Annotated in this window: 15 protein-coding genes; 1 reads left to right on the forward strand and 14 read right to left on the reverse strand. The window is 69.4% G+C overall.

Annotated elements, in window-relative coordinates; all coding sequences use genetic code 11:
- Window positions 1-91: 91 nt before the first annotated feature.
- From ACGFI9_RS35180 to ACGFI9_RS35210, 7 genes are all read right to left on the reverse strand, one after another.
- On the reverse strand, window positions 92-565 hold the full coding sequence (locus ACGFI9_RS35180; protein WP_393185061.1) for a universal stress protein: 474 nt from the start codon (window positions 563-565) through the stop codon (window positions 92-94).
- Between the two features lie 193 nt (window positions 566-758).
- A complete protein-coding gene (locus ACGFI9_RS35185) occupies window positions 759-2849 on the reverse strand; it encodes a hypothetical protein (RefSeq protein WP_393185063.1) in 2091 nt (696 codons plus the stop codon).
- A gap of 97 nt (window positions 2850-2946) precedes the next feature.
- Window positions 2947-4455, reverse strand: a complete 1509-nt coding sequence (locus tag ACGFI9_RS35190; RefSeq protein WP_393185064.1) for a bifunctional 3-(3-hydroxy-phenyl)propionate/3-hydroxycinnamic acid hydroxylase — start codon at window positions 4453-4455, stop codon at window positions 2947-2949.
- Window positions 4455-4805 carry a DoxX family protein gene (locus tag ACGFI9_RS35195; RefSeq protein WP_393185066.1) on the reverse strand — a complete coding sequence of 117 codons (351 nt, stop codon included), beginning with the start codon at window positions 4803-4805 and terminating at the stop codon, window positions 4455-4457. Before ACGFI9_RS35195 ends, ACGFI9_RS35190 begins: the two co-directional genes overlap by 1 nt.
- Complete coding sequence (locus ACGFI9_RS35200) at window positions 4802-6682, reverse strand: acyl-CoA synthetase (protein ID WP_393185067.1); 1881 nt, start codon at window positions 6680-6682, stop codon at window positions 4802-4804. Before ACGFI9_RS35200 ends, ACGFI9_RS35195 begins: the two co-directional genes overlap by 4 nt.
- Complete coding sequence (locus ACGFI9_RS35205) at window positions 6679-7617, reverse strand: fumarylacetoacetate hydrolase family protein (RefSeq protein ID WP_393185069.1); 939 nt, start codon at window positions 7615-7617, stop codon at window positions 6679-6681. The genes ACGFI9_RS35200 and ACGFI9_RS35205 overlap by 4 nt, the downstream gene beginning before the upstream one ends.
- Window positions 7614-8747: a VOC family protein gene (locus tag ACGFI9_RS35210; protein ID WP_393185071.1), complete on the reverse strand. Its 1134-nt coding sequence runs from the start codon at window positions 8745-8747 to the stop codon at window positions 7614-7616. Before ACGFI9_RS35210 ends, ACGFI9_RS35205 begins: the two co-directional genes overlap by 4 nt.
- Before the next feature lie 141 nt (window positions 8748-8888).
- Here ACGFI9_RS35210 and ACGFI9_RS35215 point away from each other — a divergent pair, with 141 nt between their 5' ends.
- Complete coding sequence (locus tag ACGFI9_RS35215) at window positions 8889-9536, forward strand: TetR/AcrR family transcriptional regulator (protein ID WP_393185073.1); 648 nt, start codon at window positions 8889-8891, stop codon at window positions 9534-9536.
- A gap of 32 nt (window positions 9537-9568) precedes the next feature.
- On the opposite strand, the gene ACGFI9_RS35220 is transcribed toward ACGFI9_RS35215, so the two are convergent.
- The 7 genes from ACGFI9_RS35220 to ACGFI9_RS35250 form a co-directional block, all read right to left on the reverse strand.
- Window positions 9569-10732: an aromatic acid exporter family protein gene (locus ACGFI9_RS35220; protein ID WP_393185075.1), complete on the reverse strand. Its 1164-nt coding sequence runs from the start codon at window positions 10730-10732 to the stop codon at window positions 9569-9571.
- 65 nt (window positions 10733-10797) lie between these two features.
- Window positions 10798-11982, reverse strand: a complete 1185-nt coding sequence (locus ACGFI9_RS35225; RefSeq protein WP_393185076.1) for a low temperature requirement protein A — start codon at window positions 11980-11982, stop codon at window positions 10798-10800.
- Between the two features lie 216 nt (window positions 11983-12198).
- Window positions 12199-13362, reverse strand: a complete 1164-nt coding sequence (locus ACGFI9_RS35230; RefSeq protein ID WP_393185078.1) for an aromatic acid exporter family protein — start codon at window positions 13360-13362, stop codon at window positions 12199-12201.
- Between the two features lie 203 nt (window positions 13363-13565).
- Complete coding sequence (locus ACGFI9_RS35235) at window positions 13566-14759, reverse strand: low temperature requirement protein A (RefSeq protein ID WP_393185080.1); 1194 nt, start codon at window positions 14757-14759, stop codon at window positions 13566-13568.
- A gap of 190 nt (window positions 14760-14949) precedes the next feature.
- Window positions 14950-15378, reverse strand: a complete 429-nt coding sequence (locus ACGFI9_RS35240) for a hypothetical protein (protein WP_393185081.1) — start codon at window positions 15376-15378, stop codon at window positions 14950-14952.
- Between the two features lie 233 nt (window positions 15379-15611).
- On the reverse strand, window positions 15612-16733 hold the full coding sequence (locus ACGFI9_RS35245) for an AI-2E family transporter (protein WP_393185084.1): 1122 nt from the start codon (window positions 16731-16733) through the stop codon (window positions 15612-15614).
- Between the two features lie 68 nt (window positions 16734-16801).
- On the reverse strand, window positions 16802-17755 hold the full coding sequence (locus ACGFI9_RS35250) for a patatin-like phospholipase family protein (protein WP_393185086.1): 954 nt from the start codon (window positions 17753-17755) through the stop codon (window positions 16802-16804).
- Between the last annotated feature and the right edge of the window lie 234 nt (window positions 17756-17989).

Raw genomic sequence — 17989 nt, forward strand, 5'->3', positions numbered from 1 at the left:
TTGCCCTGTCCGGCGACCCGCGTCGCTGAGACGATCCGCAGGTGGCAGCGGAACCGCGCGAGCGCGTGCCCGGGCAGCCCCATGGTTGCGGTTAGACCGGCAGCGCTGGCTCCGCCGTCACGTGCGGCGCCGGCACGGGTACGGGGATGACGACGACCGGGCACGAGGCCTTACGGATGCATTCCTCGCTCACGGAACCGAGCACGGTGTGCCGGACCCGGCTGTGACCGTGGCTGCCGAGAACGAGCAAATCCGCGTTGCGTGCGGCATTTGTCAGGACGTCGGCGGCTCTTCCCTCCACGACCTCACTGGCGATCGGCGACGACGAGTGGAGATCGGCGGTGAGTGCCTGGATCTCACGGTCAAGGATGGCCCTGGCCCGCTCCTTCTCGTCCGTCGGATTGTCGGCCGTCATCGGGCCGGATTCGATCCCGTCCCACCGCCAGGCTGCTACCGCCTGCACCGCGCCCCCGCGAGTCGCCGCTTCGCGGGCCGCCCAGTCGAGGGCGCGCCGCCCGCCTTCGGAGCCGTCGACGCCGACGACGATCAGATAGTTGCTGGTCATCTGCCTCACTCCCTCCACGTCCTGACCTCATCGCACATCCGTCATCGCCGGCGAGGTAGACGCGAAGGGCCCGCGCAGCCGGGCCGTTCGACCTGTTGGGTGCTTGACGAGAGTGCCCCCTGGGCCGGGATGATCGTTTTGTCTGGAACTCGGATCACACCAGCTCAGGAGGGGCAGTCTCGGTGCAAGGATCTCATGCCTGGCGTGCGGGAGCGGGCTTCTGAGGTGCCTGCTCCTCGGCCGTTTCCGCGGGGGCCCTGCGGTTGTGGAGGAACAGCGACACGAGGGCCGATGGCACCCAGATGATCTCCAGCACCAACCGGAACAGCGACGGCGCCGCCGGGATGAACGGGATCGGAACCACGCCGTGGTCGATCGCGCCCAGCACCGAGAACACGGCGATCAGCAGACTGAGCACACCCAGTTTCGTACGCCCGACCCGGCGCAACCCGAGCCCGAGTGAGAGCCAGCCGATACCCGCGAGGCCCAGCCCGAGAGCGTCGAGGCGGGCGCCGTACTTCAGTGTCCCGAAGACCCCGACGGCCAGACCGGCCACCGTCGCCAGGACCGCGAACGCGCCCAGCGGCGAGCGGCGCAGGCGGCGTACCCAGGTGAGCAGGACGGACGCGGCGAGGATGACCGCGCCGCCGAGGGCGACCCGAACCTCCACGCGCTCGAAGTCGCGGGCGCCGTACGCACCCCACCAGTCGCAGTCGACCGGCATCTTGTCCGACTGGAGGCTGTACTGCGCGCAGGTGTACATCTTCGCGACGCCGAGCGGCTCACCGAGGTAGCGCTTGGTGCCCCATGGCGTCGGCAGCTCGTCATCGCCACATTCGGGCAGGATGCCGATGTTCGAGGAGACGTCGACGCTGTCTGTCGCGGTGGTCCAGCAGTTGTCGACGCCCTGGCCGTCCCACCAGTAGTCGACACCGTTCGGGCTGGCCGCGCCCTTCTCGCTGATCCCCATGTGGTTGTTGAGGTAGCGGTTGTGGTGAGAGGTGTCGAACTGCTCGGCCAGGCCGGTGTCGTTGCGCACGAAGCCGGGCACCCAGCTCGTCACGAAGCCGTAGCGCTGGTTGCCATAGATGTGGTTGTCGCGCCAGATGTTGTAGTTGCCGCCCGGGTTGATGACACCATTGCCGACCGGTACGCCCACCACGGGACACACGACGCCGTTCTCGTACCCGCGCTCCTCGTAGGGTTTGTGGCAGGTTCCATCCTTGGCGTACCTGTAGTAGTCGCTGTTGTTGTCAGCGATGATGTTGCGCTCGAACGTGGAGTGGTTCTGCGGCATGCCCGGGTGGTCCGGGAACGCGCTGTCGGTCGAGATGCCCGTCGAGTTGTGCGTGAACACGTTGTCGTGGACCCAGACCGAATCGCCGGCCGTACCCGAGTAGCCGAGCATGTTGTGGTGCCCGTAGCTGTTGCGGATCTCGACCGCGTAGCGGGGGACGTCGTAGCCGCGGTCCTTGTTGATGTTCGACGCCGCGCCGGGATAGAACGCCGAGTCGCCGTTGCCGTAGCCCTCTACCTCCGTGTACAGGCCATGGTCGACCGCGAAGGTGAGGAAGCCGTACTCGTCGTTCCAGCGGCCCACGGCGTGGTCCACGACGAAGCCGTCGGTCTCCATGATGTAAAAGGCGTTGAACTGGCTGCGCTCGGCGGTCAGGTTCTTGAGGTAGACGCCGTCGGAGTTGTCGGCCCGGATCGTGTTCAGCTTCTTGTACTGCGCGTCCACGATCACGTCGGTCGGCGCCGCGCCGGTGCCCTCGATCTGCAGGTTCTTCTTGTTGAAGATGCCGACGAGGTTCTGGTTGTGCGGGCAGGCGATCTGCTGCTGCAGCGTCAGCACGTCGTACTGGTAGAGCGCCGACTTGCGGATGCCGTTCAGCGCCGCGCACGGCCCGGTGACCGGCTCCAGGCTCGGCTCCTCCTGGTAGAGGCCGGGCAGCATCTTGATGTTCGTGCCGGGGAGGGTCACCGCGTCGACCGCCGACTGCAGATGCCGGTAGCCCGACCTCTGGCAGTCCGCCCACAGCGCCTCGTTCGTGGCCTTCAGGTCGGCTGGGAAACCCGCGATGCGCCGGTCGAAGTCCGCTTTGTTGGACTTGCAGACCAGCAGGGTCGGCCCGTCGGTCCGGTACGTGGGTACCGAACCACTGCCGTCCAGGGTTCGCGTCGGCCGTTCGTCATGGGCGTACGCCGAGGTGCCGGCCAGAGGCCCGGCCAGCGCCAACAGAGCGAGCGCCAGGGCCGAACCGGCCAGTGTGATCCTCCTCATAGTCGCGGAGCGTAGAGAGGCTTTCGCCTTTACGCCAGCTTGGCTCGGCCACGCTTTCGCAGTGCGTTGGGCGGCTCTGAACCCGGGCGCGTGCCAGTCATCCGCCAACAGGCCGCACAGTGTCGATCGCGTGGGGGAGCAGCCGGCGGCTGGCACTGAGCACGGCGCCGTCGGGGCGGACGACGGCTGCGCGAGCGCCCCCTGTCCGCAGCCATAGGTGCAGTTCGCTGCCCGGTCGGGCAGTGATGAGAACGGCTCCGCGCCTGTCGATGTCGGCTCGTTGTGCGGCGGACGGCTGGGTGGACGTGACGATCGAGAATCGGCCGGCGGCCACGTCGTCGAACCGGCGGTCGCCGTCGATGATCGCGTTCGGGCACAGTCGGCCGGCGAGGCTGCGGCGCAGCCGTGGCCGCACCACCAGGTCGGAGCGGTGCAGCGGGGGTGTCTGGCTGTCCGTGGCCACGTCCGTGAGGCCGGGCACGAGGTGCAGCCGTGGCGCGACGGCGCGGCGGATGATGTCGCCCAGCTCGCCGCCGGCCGTCATCGCGGTGCCGATCAACTTCGCCAGCTTGATCATGGCACGCGCGTGGTGCTTGCGTTCGATCTCGTACGTGTCGAACACGGTGTCGGTGAGGGTCCCGTCGAGCACGCCGGCGAGTTTCCACGCGAGGTTCATCGCGTCGCGCAGCCCGGCACACATGCCCTGGCCGATGAACGGTGGGGTGAGGTGGGCGGCGTCGCCGAGCAGGAACACCCGGCGGTCGCGCCACCGGTCGGCGACCTGGGCGCGGAAGGTGTACTCGGCCGCGCGGAGGATCTCCAGCTCCCCGACGGGAACGTTTCCGGTCCAGGCTGAGATCAGCGGATGGAGGCGGCTCATGTCGTGGAAGTCGTCGGCGGTTTCATCCGGTGCCAGCTGGAACTCCCACCGGTAGCGGGTCTTACCGACCCGCATGTACGTGCCGGCGCGGGCCGGGTCGCAGAGCTGGTGCACCCCTTCCCACTGGCCGAGCTCGGCCTCGGTGACCACGTCGATGACGAGCCAGCGTTGCGTGAATCCCAGGTCCTGCATGGTCGCGCCGATAGAGGATCTGGTGAGACTGTTGGCGCCGTCGCACCCAAGGACGTACGCCGCGCGGACGGAGTCGGGCTCGCCCGTGGCGGTGTCGGTGAAGTCGACCCGCACCCCGCTGGCGTCCTGGGTCAGCGCGGTGACCTCCGTGCTGCCGCGAAGGGTGGCGGTGCCGTACCGGGCGAGATTGCGGCGGAGGATCGCCTCCAGTTCCGGTTGGTCGAACAGGCTGCCCTGGGGGTAGCCGTGCCGACCCTGCTCGACGTCGCGCTGGAACTCGGCCAGCACGCGCATGTTCCGGTCGAGGAGCCGCAGGCCCCGGTGCGGCCGGGAGATGGTGGCGAACTCGTCCCGGAGCCCGAGGCGGGCCAGGATGCGGTGGACCTCGTCGTCGAGGGCGACGGCCCGGGGCCGGGGGTAGATCGACTCCCAGCGCTCGAGGATGAGGCACTCGACGCCGTACTGGGCGAGCAGCGTCGCGGCGGTGAGCCCGGTGGGGCCCGCGCCGATGATCACTACTGGAACTGCTGTCATCACGTCAGCAGGTGAAGAACGAGGTAGGCGGCGGCGAGGAGTCCGCAGACGAGGGCCGGTGCGTACTTCTGCGGGCCGTCGCCCTTGCGCAGGTGCACGGCGAGGGCCCCGGTGAGCAGAAGCAGCAGCCCGGCGCCGGCGAGGACGCCGAACAGCGGCGCGAGCAGTCCGACGAGCAGTCCGACCGCGCCGGCGACCTCGAGCAGGCCGATGCGGCGATAGGCGGCGACGGAGAAACCGGCCTCCGCGGCCAGCTCCCGCATCGGTGGTACGGCCCGGATCTTGGCCGTGCCCAGGGCGAGGAAGACCAGCGCGAGCAGCACCGCGAGGATGGAAGCAGCGAGGGTCATGACATAACCACCAATCGCCATTCGATGGCATAACGGCCCAGAATCGCCTTGACGGCATCCTCGGCAGAGGGAGAAATCTTGACGGTGGCCACGATGGAGCTGCCCTCGATCGTGGCCTCGATGTCGTGCACGCCGGCGGCCCCTTCGAGTGCCGTGCGGAGTTCCCTGCGGGCGGCGTCCGCCCGCAGCCCGAGCTTGTAGAGCTTGCCGACGGCGGTGACGGGCAGTTCGTCGAGGACCGTGACGGTCCTGGGCGCTGCGGCGCGGTCGGGCACCCGCTCGCGCGCCCAGGCGCACAGCTCCTCCTCCGTGACCGTGGCGCCGGGCGTGAGGGTGACGTAGGCGACGGGTACCTCGCCGGCATGGACGTCGGGGCGTGCGACCGCGCTGGCCGCGGTCACCTGCGGGTGGGCCAGCAGCGCGTCCTCGACGGTGGCGGGGTCGATGTTGTGTCCGCCCCGGATGATCAGGTCCTTGGCCCGGCCGGAAAGGTAGACGAATCCGTCCTCGTCGATGCGTGCGAGGTCGCCGGTGTCCAGCCAGCCGTCGACCAGCTTGCCCAGGCCGTCCAGGACCGGGCCGTTCTCGTCGCGGTCGGTGACGTAGCCGGGAAAGACGGTCGGGCCGCTGATCGCCAGAATGCCCGTCTTGCCGACGGGTAGCTCGTCCCACGTCCCGTCCGCGGCGACCACCCGCACCCGCTGATAAGGCAGGCGCTGCCCTACGGAGCCCGGCCGCGACACGTCGGGGAAGGTACGCGCGCTGGCGCAGGTCGCCTCGGTCAGGCCGTAGCCTTCGACCAGCGTGATCCCAGTGTTGGCCTGGAAGTTGTCCCGGACCGCGGCGGGCAGGGGCGAGGCCCCCACCATCGGAAACCGCAAGCTGGTGATGTCGGCGTTCACCGGGCACTGTGCCAGCACGGCGTACACCGTGGGCACCGCGCTCATGGCGGCGATCCGGTAGTGCTCGACGATCTTCCAGAACGCGCCGAAGAGCGCGGGGTCGCGGTAGCCGAGCGGGCCGGCCCACACGACAGCCTGCCCTTTGAACAGCGGTGCGAGCAGGGTGACCACCAGTGCGTTCACGTGGAACAGCGGGAGGGCCGCGAAGACCACCGTCTCCTGGTCGAAGAGGTTGCTGGCGGCCAGCATCCACGCGTCGGTGACCTCGTTGGCGTGCGTGTGCGCGGCCAGCTTCGGGGCGCCGGTGGTGCCGCCGGTGTGGAACATCGCGGCCAGGTCGGCGGATCGGGGCAGCTCACCGGCGAAGGCGGCCGGATCCTCCGCCGCGGCAAGCTCGCCGAGATAGCCGATGCGTACCCCGTCGACGGCGGGAAGCGGCTCGGGCGTGCCCGTCGCCCCGGTGGGCCGGAGCACGAGGATCACGTCGAGCAGGCCGTCGCGGGCGAGCGCCTGGGCCGTGTCCCACGTCGCTGGCGCGAGCTCGGGCCCGGCCGTGACCAGGACGCGGCCACCGGAGCGCCGGAGGAGTTCGGCGAGGTGCTGCCGGGACAGACCGCCGCCCAGGGGTGCCGCGATCCCGGCGAGCTGGGCGGCCAGCGTCGCGGTGATCAGCTCGGCGCAGTTGGGGGACATCAGGGCGACCGCGTCACCCCGCCGCACACCGAGGTCGTGCAGCAGGTTCGCCACCCGGTGGACGTCGGCAAGGAGGTCGGCGAAGGTGCGGCGCAGCGGCTCACGCCAGCGGGCGGCGTCCGGCAGGACGGCGAGCGCCGTACGGTCCGGCCAGCACGTGGCCGCTCGCGCGAGCAACGCGTACGTCGATTCCGGCAGGTCCCGTGCCTCGAGCGGAACGGCCTCGATCGCGGCCAGGTCGGCGGGCGTGGCGTAGTCCGGCCACAGCAGGGGGCCGGTCATTGCTCGTACCTCACGACCGTGCGCTGCCGACCCAGATCGATCGCGCCGTCGTCGGTGGCGATGGTGGCCTCGATGACGTCGCCGTCCTGGAGGTACTTGGGGTTCTGAATCTGGCCCTTGAAGAACAACTTCCACTTCACCGCGGGCGGGAGCAGCGAGACGACGAACATGACCGGCTTCGGCGGTGCGCTCAGGGCCGTCCCGACCGGTGTGCCGGTCAGGAGCAGATCACCAGCGTCGATCCGCTGGAAGCGGGTCAGCGCCTGCACCGCCTGCACCGGCGTGTAGATCATGTCGGTGGCGGGCATGTCCTGCCGGAGTTCGCCGTTGACCCACAGCCTCAGCCGCAGGTCGGTGAACCGCTTGAGTTCGTCGGCGTCGAGCAGCACCAGCGCGGGGCCGACCGGGGTGAAGGTCGGGTAGGACTTGGCCTCGTAGAACTGGGTCTGAGGAAGCTGGACGTCGCGTGCCGAGACGTCGTTGGTGACCACCAGGCCCGCGACGTAGTCGGCGAGGTTGTCCGCGGTGATGGCGGTCCCGACGGGCATCTCGCGGCCGAAGACGAGGCCGATCTCGACCTCGTAGTCCAGCAGCCGCACATGGGCGGGGCGGACCACCTCGGCGAACGGGCCACTGATCGAGCCCGAGGTCTTGCGGAAGAACGTCAGGGGGACGGTTTCGGGGTTGCCGTTGGTGTCCTTGACGTGCGAGGCGAAGTTCGTCATCTGGGCCACGACGCGGCAGGGTGCGGTCACCGGGGAGACCAGCGCAAGGTCGTCCACTGGAACGATGTCGCTGCTCGTCGCGGCCGCGACGATCGCCGGCCGGTCGGCCAGGAGTTCGGCGGTGGTGGTGGCGCTGGTGTGCACCTTGGCGGCGCCGGTGGGGGTGAGCACCCACCAGGCGTCGGCGGTGCGCAGGACGGAGGTGCTCATGAGGTGAACGCTTTCATCAGGCCGCGCAGGCGGTGGAGGTCGAATTCGTTGTCCTCGCGCAGCGCGCTGATGACCGCGCGCAGCTCGCGAAGCGCTTCCGGGCCGGGTTTCATGCCGAGGAAGTCCTTGGTGGCGGGCGGACCCCACTGGGCGAGCCCGGAAGCCTTCATCGGCGCCCAGCCCGGCTCGAGCGTGCAGTCGAACAGGTCGCCGTCGGTGAAGTGCTCGACCAGGAAGTCGTCCGGGTCGCGCCAGTAGTCGAAGATCTGGCTGCCCTGGATGTGCCGGCCGATTCCCCAGGACCGCTGGTAGCCCCGGTCGAGCAGGTACTCCCCGCCGGCGGCCAGCGAATCGAGATCGGGGACCTGGTAGGCGGAGTGCACATACCGGTTGGCCGGGCCGAGGGTCATCGCGAGGGTGTGATGGTCGGTGGGCGTGCTGCCGCGGTCGCAGCGGATGAAGCTCATGACCGGGCCGCGCTCGCGCTGTCCCTGGTGGTAGAGGAAGTCGCTGACGATCAGGCCCAGGTGTTCGAGGTACCAGTTGAGCGTCTTCAGGTACCGGGTCGTCTGCAGCACGACGTGACCGAGGCGCTGGACCCTGGCCGGCTCCCGCGGCGGCCGCTGGGTGGCGTTCGCCCGCGCCACCTCGTGTCCGACGTTGAAGGTCAGTGGCTGCTGGGTGGGCAGTGCGGGGAGCTCGTGGGTGTCTGCGACCACGCGTACCCGCGCCCCGCTCGGGTCGACCAGATCCACCGTCACCCCGCCCAGGCTCTCGGGCAGGGAGGTCATCGTCCTCCCGGTCGCCTCCGCAAGGCGCAGCACGTCCTTCGGGTCGGCAGCCCGGAAGGCGGGGCCGATGAACCGGGACCGAGGACCTCGGCGGATGAGCACGCACGGGGATCCGGGGTCGGTGCCCCGCAGGTGCAGCTCGTCCTGGGTGCGCAGCGACGTCGTGAAGCCGAAGGCGCGGGCGAAGATCTCGGCGCGCTCCAGATCGGGCTTCTGGAACTCCAGCCAGGCCAGGTCGTGCACCTTGACGATCGGGTTGCGCGCCCGCCCCGGGTGCTCGCCCGGCAGGGCGCCCTCCTCGCTGTGCAGACCCGTGTGCGGGTCCTGCCGGTCGATCATGTCCCGCTCCTTTCCAGGCGATGACGAAATCGTCACTTACGAGAGTAGCGTCAGTCAAGACCAGGTGACGATTGCGTCATCTCTGAAGGTCGCCGGTTAAGGTGGGTACGGACCCGACCTGGGAGAGGTGATCAAGTAGGGATGGCGCAACAGATCAGGCACGCCCCGAACCGCCTGGAACGGCGCAAGGCGCGCACCCGCTCCGCGCTCGTTCGCGCAGCCCAGACCTTCATCGCCGCCGGGAAGCTGAACGTCCCGATCCTCGAGCTCACTCAGGCCGCGGACGTGGGGATGGGGTCGTTCTACAACCACTTCGACAGCAGGGAGCAGCTCTTCCAGGCCGCGGTGGAGGACGCACTCGACCGCTATGGCGCCCTGCTCGACGAGCTGACCGTCGGCTTGGACGACGCGGCCCACGTCTTCGCGCAGAGCTTCCGGCTGACCGGACGCCTCCACCGCCGGAGCCCCGAACTGAGCAAGGTCCTGCTCAACAACGGCCTGGCGCTGGCCGGCTCCGGCAAGGGGCTCGCGCCGCGGGCCCGACGCGACATTGAAGACGGGGTCCGCGCCGGCCGGTTCCGCATCCGCGACCCAGAACTGGCGATGGTGATCGTGGCCGGAGCCGCGCTGTGCCTCGGGCAACTGCTGCACGACCACCCCGAACGTGACGACGCCGCAGCCACGGACCAGGTGACGGAGGACGTGCTGCGCATGCTCGGCCTCGCGGCCGACGAGGCCCATGAGATCTGCCAACGGCCGCTGCCCGACCTGGACGACCGTCGCCCGTAGGCCGATCTTGATCCACCTGAGCGGGGCCGCTCCTAGGCGGTGGCCGCCTCGCGTACCATCTGGTTGGCCGTCGCCGGCTCATACCCGGTCGCCCGGAGCAGGTCGCTGGCCAACGTGCGAAGCTGGATCACCATGGCATCCGCGAACGGCTTGGCGCCCCTGTGGTACGCCTGCCCGGCCAGGCGGGCGCCGTCCAGCACCGCGGCCCGGGTCTGGTCGAACGGCCCAGCGGTTCGCGCCTCTCGCGGCAGCAGCTGGATCGCCGCGGCGAGCCGGTCCACGGCGGCGGGAAGTTCCTCCGGCACCGGCTCGTCGTATTGCAGCGTGGTCGCGGCCCAGCGGGTCAGCGCCCGGCACGCGAGGGTCATTCGATCGAGTTGCTGGATCCCGTGCCGGTAGTGCTCGACATCGGTGCGGCGCTTCCACCGCGCCGGCGCAATGATCGTTACCTCCTCGGCGCCAGCAAGGGCCTCGTGCAGCCGGGCGAGGTCGGGTTCCATCCCACCGAACTGGTCCAGAGCCCGCACCGCCCGTTCCGGATCACGCTCGGCGAGTGCTTGTGCGACCTCTTGCAGTTGCGCGTGGAGGGTAGCGACGACCGGTGCGACAGCCTGCTCAAGAATGCGTATCGGGTTGACCGGTAGCAGCAACGCCACCACCGCCAGCCCGACGACACCGCCCACTCCCGCGTCGATGATCCGCGCCCATTCGAGGCCCTGCTGCGCGTGGGAGAGCGTGGCGATCAGCACGGCGGTGCTGCCGGCCTGAGCGACCAGCGCACCGCTGCGCCCGGTCATCAACAGGGCCACCGCGATGGACAGCATCACCACCAGGCCGATCTGCCAGGGCCCGAACCCGATGGAGCGGATGAGAAGATCACTGACGAGCAGGCCCAGCCCGACGCCCAGTATCATCTCGGCGGTGCGTAGGGCGCGCTGCCCGAGCGAGGCGACGATGGTGCCGACGGCAGCGCTGGGCGCGAAGATCGGCGCGGGGCGACCCAGGACGTCGTGCGCCAGCCCCCAGGACAACGTCGCGGCCAGCCCGCACTGAGCTGCGACGACGAGAATGATCGTGAACAGCCGCAGCCGCAGCCGACCTGCCTCGCCACCGCGACGCCGTGCCTTCCCCGTCAGGGCCTTGGCATGCTCGGCCGCGGCGTCGGGGCGAGCCGGACCGCGCCGTTCAGCCGCCATGTCTCGGGTTACCCGACCCATCCCTGACAAACCTCCAACTGCTGCCGTTGCCCGCCCGCGATCGTTCAACGGGATGGTGACGGCGGCTCGAATGGGAATCTTCGAGTACGGACCTCGTCGGCTACGGCGACGCCGGCCAGGATGAGGGCGGCGACGGTAGCTACCGCGAGCGGCGGAAACGGCCTCATCGCTGGGGTGAGGGCGACGAGGGCGAGTGCGCCGATCACGCGGACGAGCGATACGCGCCCAAACACCGCGTACTCGAAGATGGCCCGTCCGGTGAGGAACAGGGTGGGTCCGCCGAGGATGACGGCGATCCAGGCCGGTTCCGGGTGACCGAGCGGGTGCGTGATGACGAGTTCGTCGCCGACGGCCACGGCGACAATGGCGGCGACCATGATCACTTGGGCGTAGAACGCCGAGACAGCAACGCGGAGTGGGTTGCGGCTGGCTGTGATGGCGCCCGCCAGCAGCGCTCCGGCGCGGTGGATGTATATGCGCCACAGGAGTGCCGTGGTGGCGAACGCCACTAGCGTCGCAGTGCTGCGGGCGGCCCCGAACTCGCCGTTTGCGAAGGTCAGTCCGGTCACGAGGATCGGCTCGCCGAGCGCGATGATGAAGAACTGCTGGTACCGCTCGGCCAGGTGCTCTTCGGAGACCACGACCTCGAGTCGACGCGGGCCGTGGCGGCCCAGCTTCGGAGTGGGGAAGCCGAGCGCGAGCGCTGCGAACTCCACGACGGCCGCCGTCATCCACAGCGCCGCACGCACCGAGTCGGGTAGGACTGCACCTGCGATCCATGGCGGCGCGGACATGCCGACCCAGAAGAATATCCGTACTGCGCTGGCCTGTGCCTCGTGGCCATGCAGGAAAAAGATGGCGATAGCGAGGCCGCCAAGCCGGATGGTGAGGTACGCACTGGCGAAGACCAGGCCCCGCCGGCCGAACGCCTCCGGCGCGGCAGCCGCCAGCACCAGGGTGCCGAACATGATCGGCATGGTCAGCAGTTGTACCAGCGGATGTCGCGGATCGAACGCGTCCAGCAACCTCGTCGTAGCGCCCCAGAGATGCAACACGGCGAACAGCAACACCAGTGTCTGGAACGCGCCAGTCCAATTCAGCTGCTCGAGCAGTTGGCGCGAGAGCTGAAAGAACATGAGGACGAACACCAGGTCGAAGAACAGCTCCAGAAACGCCGACCGCCCCTGCTCCCGTCTTCGCAGCAGTACGCTCGCTCTACCTGTCGTCATCCGTCGCCCGCTCCTGCCGTTTCTGCCCGTCCTAGCGGTCGTCGTAGGTAGTTGTTGATCCTCGAAAACTGCCCGGCACAGGCACCACCCGCAACGACCGCTGCGCAGGCTCGGCCTGCCGCCCGACCAGGCCCACCAAATCTGCCGACGCCCTCTGCCCGACCTCGACCGCCGTCCGTGACCGGCGTCCGTCGAGCCAAGAGGCCCTCGACCGGCTTAAGGGTTGACGGCCTCGCGCACCATGCGGTTGGCCGCGTCCGTCTCGTATCCAGTTGCTCGCAGTAGGTCACTCGACGCCGTGCGGAGCTGGATCACCATGGCGCTCGCGTACGACCTCAGGCCTTTCCGGCACGCTTGGCCGACCAGCCGTGCGACGTCCAGTACCCCGTCGCGGGTCTGCTCCAACGGCCCAGCCTTTCGTGCCTCACGTAGCAGGACCCGGACCGTCTCGGCCAGCCTTTCCACGGCGGCAATGAGTTCCTCCGGCACCGGCTCGTCGTACTGCAGCGAGGTGGCGGCCCAGCGGGCCATCGCCCGGCACTCGAGGGCCACTCGATCCATGTACTGGATGCCGCGCCGGTAGCGTTCGACATCGCGTCGCCGCTGCCAGCGGACCGGCGAGATCAACGTCACCTCCTCGGCGCCACCCAGGGCCTCGTGCAGCCGGGTGACGTCGCCGTCCGTACCGCGAAGCTGGTCCAGTGCCCGCACCGCGCGATCCGGATCCCGCTGTCTCAGCGCCTGGGCGACTTCCCGGAGCTGCGATGCGAGTGTCTCGACCAGGGGTGCGGCTGCGCGGTCGAGAGTGCGCATCGGGTCGATCGGCACCAGCAACGCCACCACCACCAGCCCGACGACGGCGCCCGATCCGGCTTCGATGATCCGCTCCCACTCGAGATTGTGCTGGACCGGCGACAGCGTGGCGAGCAGAACGGCGGTACCGCCGGCCTGGCCGACCAGCGCGCCGCTGTGCCCGGTCATCAACAGGGCGACGGCGATGGCCATCGCCACCACCAAGCCGATCTGCCAGGCCCCGAACCCGATGAGACGGAGTATGACGTCGCTGACGAGCAGGCCGAGCCCGACACCGAGCATCAGTTCCGCCGTGCGTCGGGCGCGCTGCCCGAGTGCGGCGACGATCGTGCCGACCGCCGCGCTGGGCGCGAAGACCGGCGCGGGCCGTCCCGCGATCTCGTGCGCGAGCCCCCAGGCCAGGGTGGCGGCGAGCCCGCACTGGGCCGCGATGATCAGGATGGTCTCGACCTGACGCAGCCGTAGCCTGCCGGCCCTACCACCGTGGTGTGCGGCCCGCGCCGCCAGGCGTCTGGCCTGCTCGGCTACCTCCTCAGCGCGGGGCAGGGGGCTCCGGTCAGCGGCCATGGCGGGGGTTACCCGGCCCGGCCCTCACAAACCTCCGACCCGTTCTCCCTGTCGAGGCGATACCGTTGCCACCGCCCTCATGGCCATCACGCTCGGTGACGCCGCCACCTGGTGCGTTGCCGCCATCCACGATGCCGGCCGCGAGTCGTTGGGCCAGCATCGGGGCACAGTTGAGCACCGGATCGGCTGCCTGTGGCGAGGGGCTAGGCGGGTGGTGACGGCCGCTCGGCTGGGAGTCTTCTCGTGCGGGCCGCGTCGGCCACGGCAACGCCGGCGAGGATGAGGGCGGCGGTGGTGGCTGCCGCGAGCGGCGGCACCGAGCGCATCGCCGGGGTGATGGCGACGAGGGTGAGTGCGCCGATCACGCGGGGCTTGGACATGCGGCCGAAAACTGCGTACTCCAAGGTGGCCCGTCCAGCGAGGAACAGGGCGGGTCCGCCGAGGATGACGGCGATCCAGGCCGGGTCGGTGTCGCCGAGCGGGTGGGTGATGACGAGCTCGTCGCCGACGGCGATGGCGACGATGCCGGCGACCATGATCACGTGGGAGTGGATCGTCAGAACAGCAACGCGGCGTGGGTTGCGGGTCGCTTCCATGGCGTCGGCCAGCAGCGCTCCGGCACGGTGGATGTAGATGCGCCACAGCAGCGCCGTGGTGATGAACGCCACCAGGGTCGCGGCGCTGCGGTCGACGCCGAACTTCCCGTTTCCGAACGTCAGTCCGGTCACCAGGATCGGCGCGCCGAGCGCGATGATGACGAACTGCTGGTACCGCTCGGCCACGTGCTCTTCGACGACCACGATGTCGGCTCGACGACGCGTACCGGCGCGGCCCAGCCGCGGCGTGAGAAAGCCGAGTGCGATTCCCACGTACTCCACGGCTGCCGCCGTCGCCCACAGCGCTCCGCGCGCCCAGTCGTGGAGGAACGCACCCGCGATCCACGGCACCGAAGCCATGCCGACCCAGAACAGTAGCCGCACCGCGTTGCGCTGCCCCTCCTGGCCACTTAACACAAGCACCCCGACAGCGAGGACCCCAACCCGCACGGTGACGTACGCACCTGCGAAGACCAGGCCCTTCCGGTCGAACGCCTCCGGCGCCGCAGCCGCCATCAGGAGAGTGCCGAACATCGTCGACAGGACCAGCAGCTGAATCAGCGGATGCCGCGGGTCGAAGAGGTTCGTGAATCTCGCCGTATAGAACCAGACATGCAACACGGCGAGCAGCAGCACCAGCGTCTGGAACGCGCCGCTCCAGCTCAGATCCTCCAGCAGCTCCTCGGAGAGCCGGAAGAACGTGAGGACGAACACCAGATCGAAGAACAGTTCCAGGAATGCCGCCCGCCCCTGCTCGGGTCTTCGCAGCATGCTCGCCCTGCCCGGCGTCGGCGGCGACATCGCGGGACCACTCCTTTCACCGCGGGCCACAGCCCCGACCGGCTGCGCTCTCAAGCTGCCTCGATCATGGATTGCAGCGCCGCACCCCTACCGGCCTCCGGTGGGCGCAAGCCCGGCGGCTCGCGCCGACAGCGCACCGGGAAGCCTTGAGGTCGGCAGAAGGACGGGCGGCGCATGGCTGTGAAGGTTTCTAGCGCACGGTCCTGGCTAGCTCGTCGGCGTATGCCCGGGCGTCAATCGCGTCCAGCATGGCGAGCTCTGCGTTGTAGGCCGCCCATTCGGCGTAGTCGAGAGCATCCTCCGCACCGCTCTCGGCCCAGCCCGCATCTGCCGCGGCGGCCTGAGCATCCATCTGCCGAGTCCGCTCATCGAACTTGGCTTTCACATTGGCCCTTTTGGCGGCGGCGTCGGCCCTCATCTGTGCCCACACGCTGCCTCCGCCTGCGCGGACCTCGTCTGCCCGCTGCTGTGCCTCCATGGCGGACCGCTCGATCTCGCTCTGTGTCCGGTCGATTCGCTCTCTGAGCGGCTCACGGGACTCGGTGGTGGCTGCCTGCACCTCTGCCTTGGTGGACGCAAGACGCTGCGCGAGCATGCTCAGTCGTTGGGTGAAGTCCATCTCTTCTTCCTGAATCACGAACTTGCCATCCCAAAACCACTCAACTCGACAGTCATCCCTGCCCGGGTGAGCTGGCGTCACCCGGGCGGGGTGATATCGAGCGGTTACCCATCCGCCATGCGCGGGAACTGGTGGCAACGAGGGCGCCGCGAGAATCTGATGGGAGCCTCTGATCGTCGGGCGCCAAGCATGGCGGCCCTGGTCGCCCGAGCTGACGGGGCGCCGCCGTCTGGTCAGTCGCTGACGCGTGACCGGTCCCCGTCACCGCGCTGCGTTCGTCCGTCAAGTCCCGGGTCGTTTGGTGGTTGATCCGGGCCGGCGCGCGCCGCTGGGACGAACTCCCGCAGCAGGATCTTTGCGATTCCGGCGGCGGGTATGGCCAGCAGGGCTCCGACCAGGCCGCCAAGCTGCGCGGCGGCCAGCACGCTGACCAGCACGGTCAGTGGGTTCAGCTGGACCGCGTGGGACATGATGGTCGGTTGCAGCACGTGATTCTCGAACTGCTGGTAGACCACGAAGAAGACCAGCACGATCACCCCGGCGGTCGGGGAGTGCAGGAAGCCCGCGCCGCCCGCGACGATCGCCCCGAGGGTCGCACCCACCATCGGGATCAGGTCGGCGATGGCGACCAAGAGCGCGACCACGGCGGCGTACGGCACGCCGGTGAGCAGGAGCACCACGAAGGTCAGCAGGCCGCAAATCAGGCTGATCAGGAGGTTTCCGCTGACGTAGCCGGTGATCGTGCGAGCCGACTCGCGACCGATGCGGTGCAGCCGTTCCGCTCGGGTGCCACCGCCGGCCAGGGCCAGCGTCCGGGCGGTGATCTGCGGGGCCTGCACCACGATCAGGTAGGTCAGCACCACCACGGTCAGCATTCCGGCGACGCCCTGCGCCGTCCCGCGGGCCAGCCCGAGCGTCGAGCGGCCGAGTTGACCGCCGAAGCGCCGGAACTCGTCGGCGTGCGCCTCGGCGTACCGGCGTACGTGGAACCGCTCCAGTAGTTCGCCGGCTGGCCCCCGCCCTGCCCGTACCTCGCGCAACAGATCGGGTGCCTGGTTGGCGAACCGGGCCAGTTCGTTCAGCAGGGGCACGACGAGAACCACGGTGAGCGCAGCGAGCGCCACCAAGGCGGCCAGGAACACGACCAGCGCGGCGGCCGCCCGCTGCCGGACGAGTCGTCGCTGCACCCGGTTCACCAGGGGATTCAGGGCCACCGCGAGAAACGCTGCGGCCACCAGCCAGCTCAGCACCCGCCGGGTCTGCCAGACCAACGCCAGCCCGACCAGGGTGGCGAGGACCAGACCGATGACGATCAGCGCCCGGCGGGCCGTGAACCGGTCGTCGGCAGTGCTCATTGGGCACGACTACCCTCTGCAAGACAAAGGAAAAGCCAGCGGAGCAGTCTCGATCTCTCAGGGCCTCGTCAGCCGAACGGGCTCGATGCGAGGGCGTCGAGTGTTGCCTGCCGGCCGCTTTCAATCATCTCGGTCGCGCGGTGGAAGTCGTACGTCCGGACGGCGTTTGTCGGTACCTCGATCAGCAGGTCCGGCGGGTAGCTGGCCACCTGGTAGCGGATGAGGAGATCCCGTACAGCCTCCAAGGACAGGCTCATGACGTCGGTTACGCGCAGGTCGGCGGGGAGCTGGCCACGTTTGCCCTCGTCGGTGGTGATGGTCTCCGCGGCGGCGTTCGCGGCCGGGCCGCCGTCGTCGGATACGCCGTGGGAGATCACCCGGTCGACGAATGCGGCGGGGCCCCGTGGGTGGTCCGGCCTCCCTTGTCCCGGCTGCGGGTCGGCTGATTCCCGGACAGCTGTCGCGGGGTGGGCGTCGGTGCCGGCAGCCTTGAGGGATACGGCGACGACCGCGTCGGCCGGCATGATGACAGTCGGCGCCATCGGCAGCGGCTCCATCAGGCCGCCATCGGCGAGGAGCCGGTCGTTGACCATGACCGGGGTGATGGCGGGTGGCAGCGCGATGGAGGCCCGCACCGCGATGTCCACCGGACCGTGCTGGAACCACACGGCTCGGCGGGCCAGCAGGTCGGTCGCCACCGCCGTGAAGGGCACAGGCAGCTGTTCGATGCGTACGCCGTCGAGCAGCTCGCTGACCCGGGCCATGATCTTCTCGGCCCGGATCGCGCCGGGCGCACCCGCCCGCGGGTCCATCAGGCGCAGCACGTCGCGTTGGCCGATGGTGCGCACCCAGTCGGCGTAGGCGTCGAGCTTGCCCGCGGCATACAGCCCCCCGACGAGCGCGCCCATGGAAGATCCGGCGATCGCGACGATGTCGAACCCACGCTCCTCAAGGACCTGGATCGCCCCGATGTGCGCATAGCCGCGCGCCCCGCCTGCGCCGAGCGCCACCGCGATCCGCACGTCACCACCGTCCACTGTCCCGACCCAGGTTGGGCACGAGGCGTCGATGTCGAGGAGGTCGAGCCGTCCTCCGCTTGCCATTCGCGGGCAGGCTCAGAGACACCCGTCGGTGCTGATATGCAATCACGAAACGGAAGTGCGGATGCCCAGTCTCCGGACTTCACCGACGGCCGGACCCGGCCCGACGGCGAGCATCAGTTCGGCGCTACGCCCGGCGCGCTCCCCGAAAGCGGC

The organism is Micromonospora sp. NPDC048930 (assembly GCF_043197935.1).
GTDB lineage: Bacteria > Actinomycetota > Actinomycetes > Mycobacteriales > Micromonosporaceae > Micromonospora.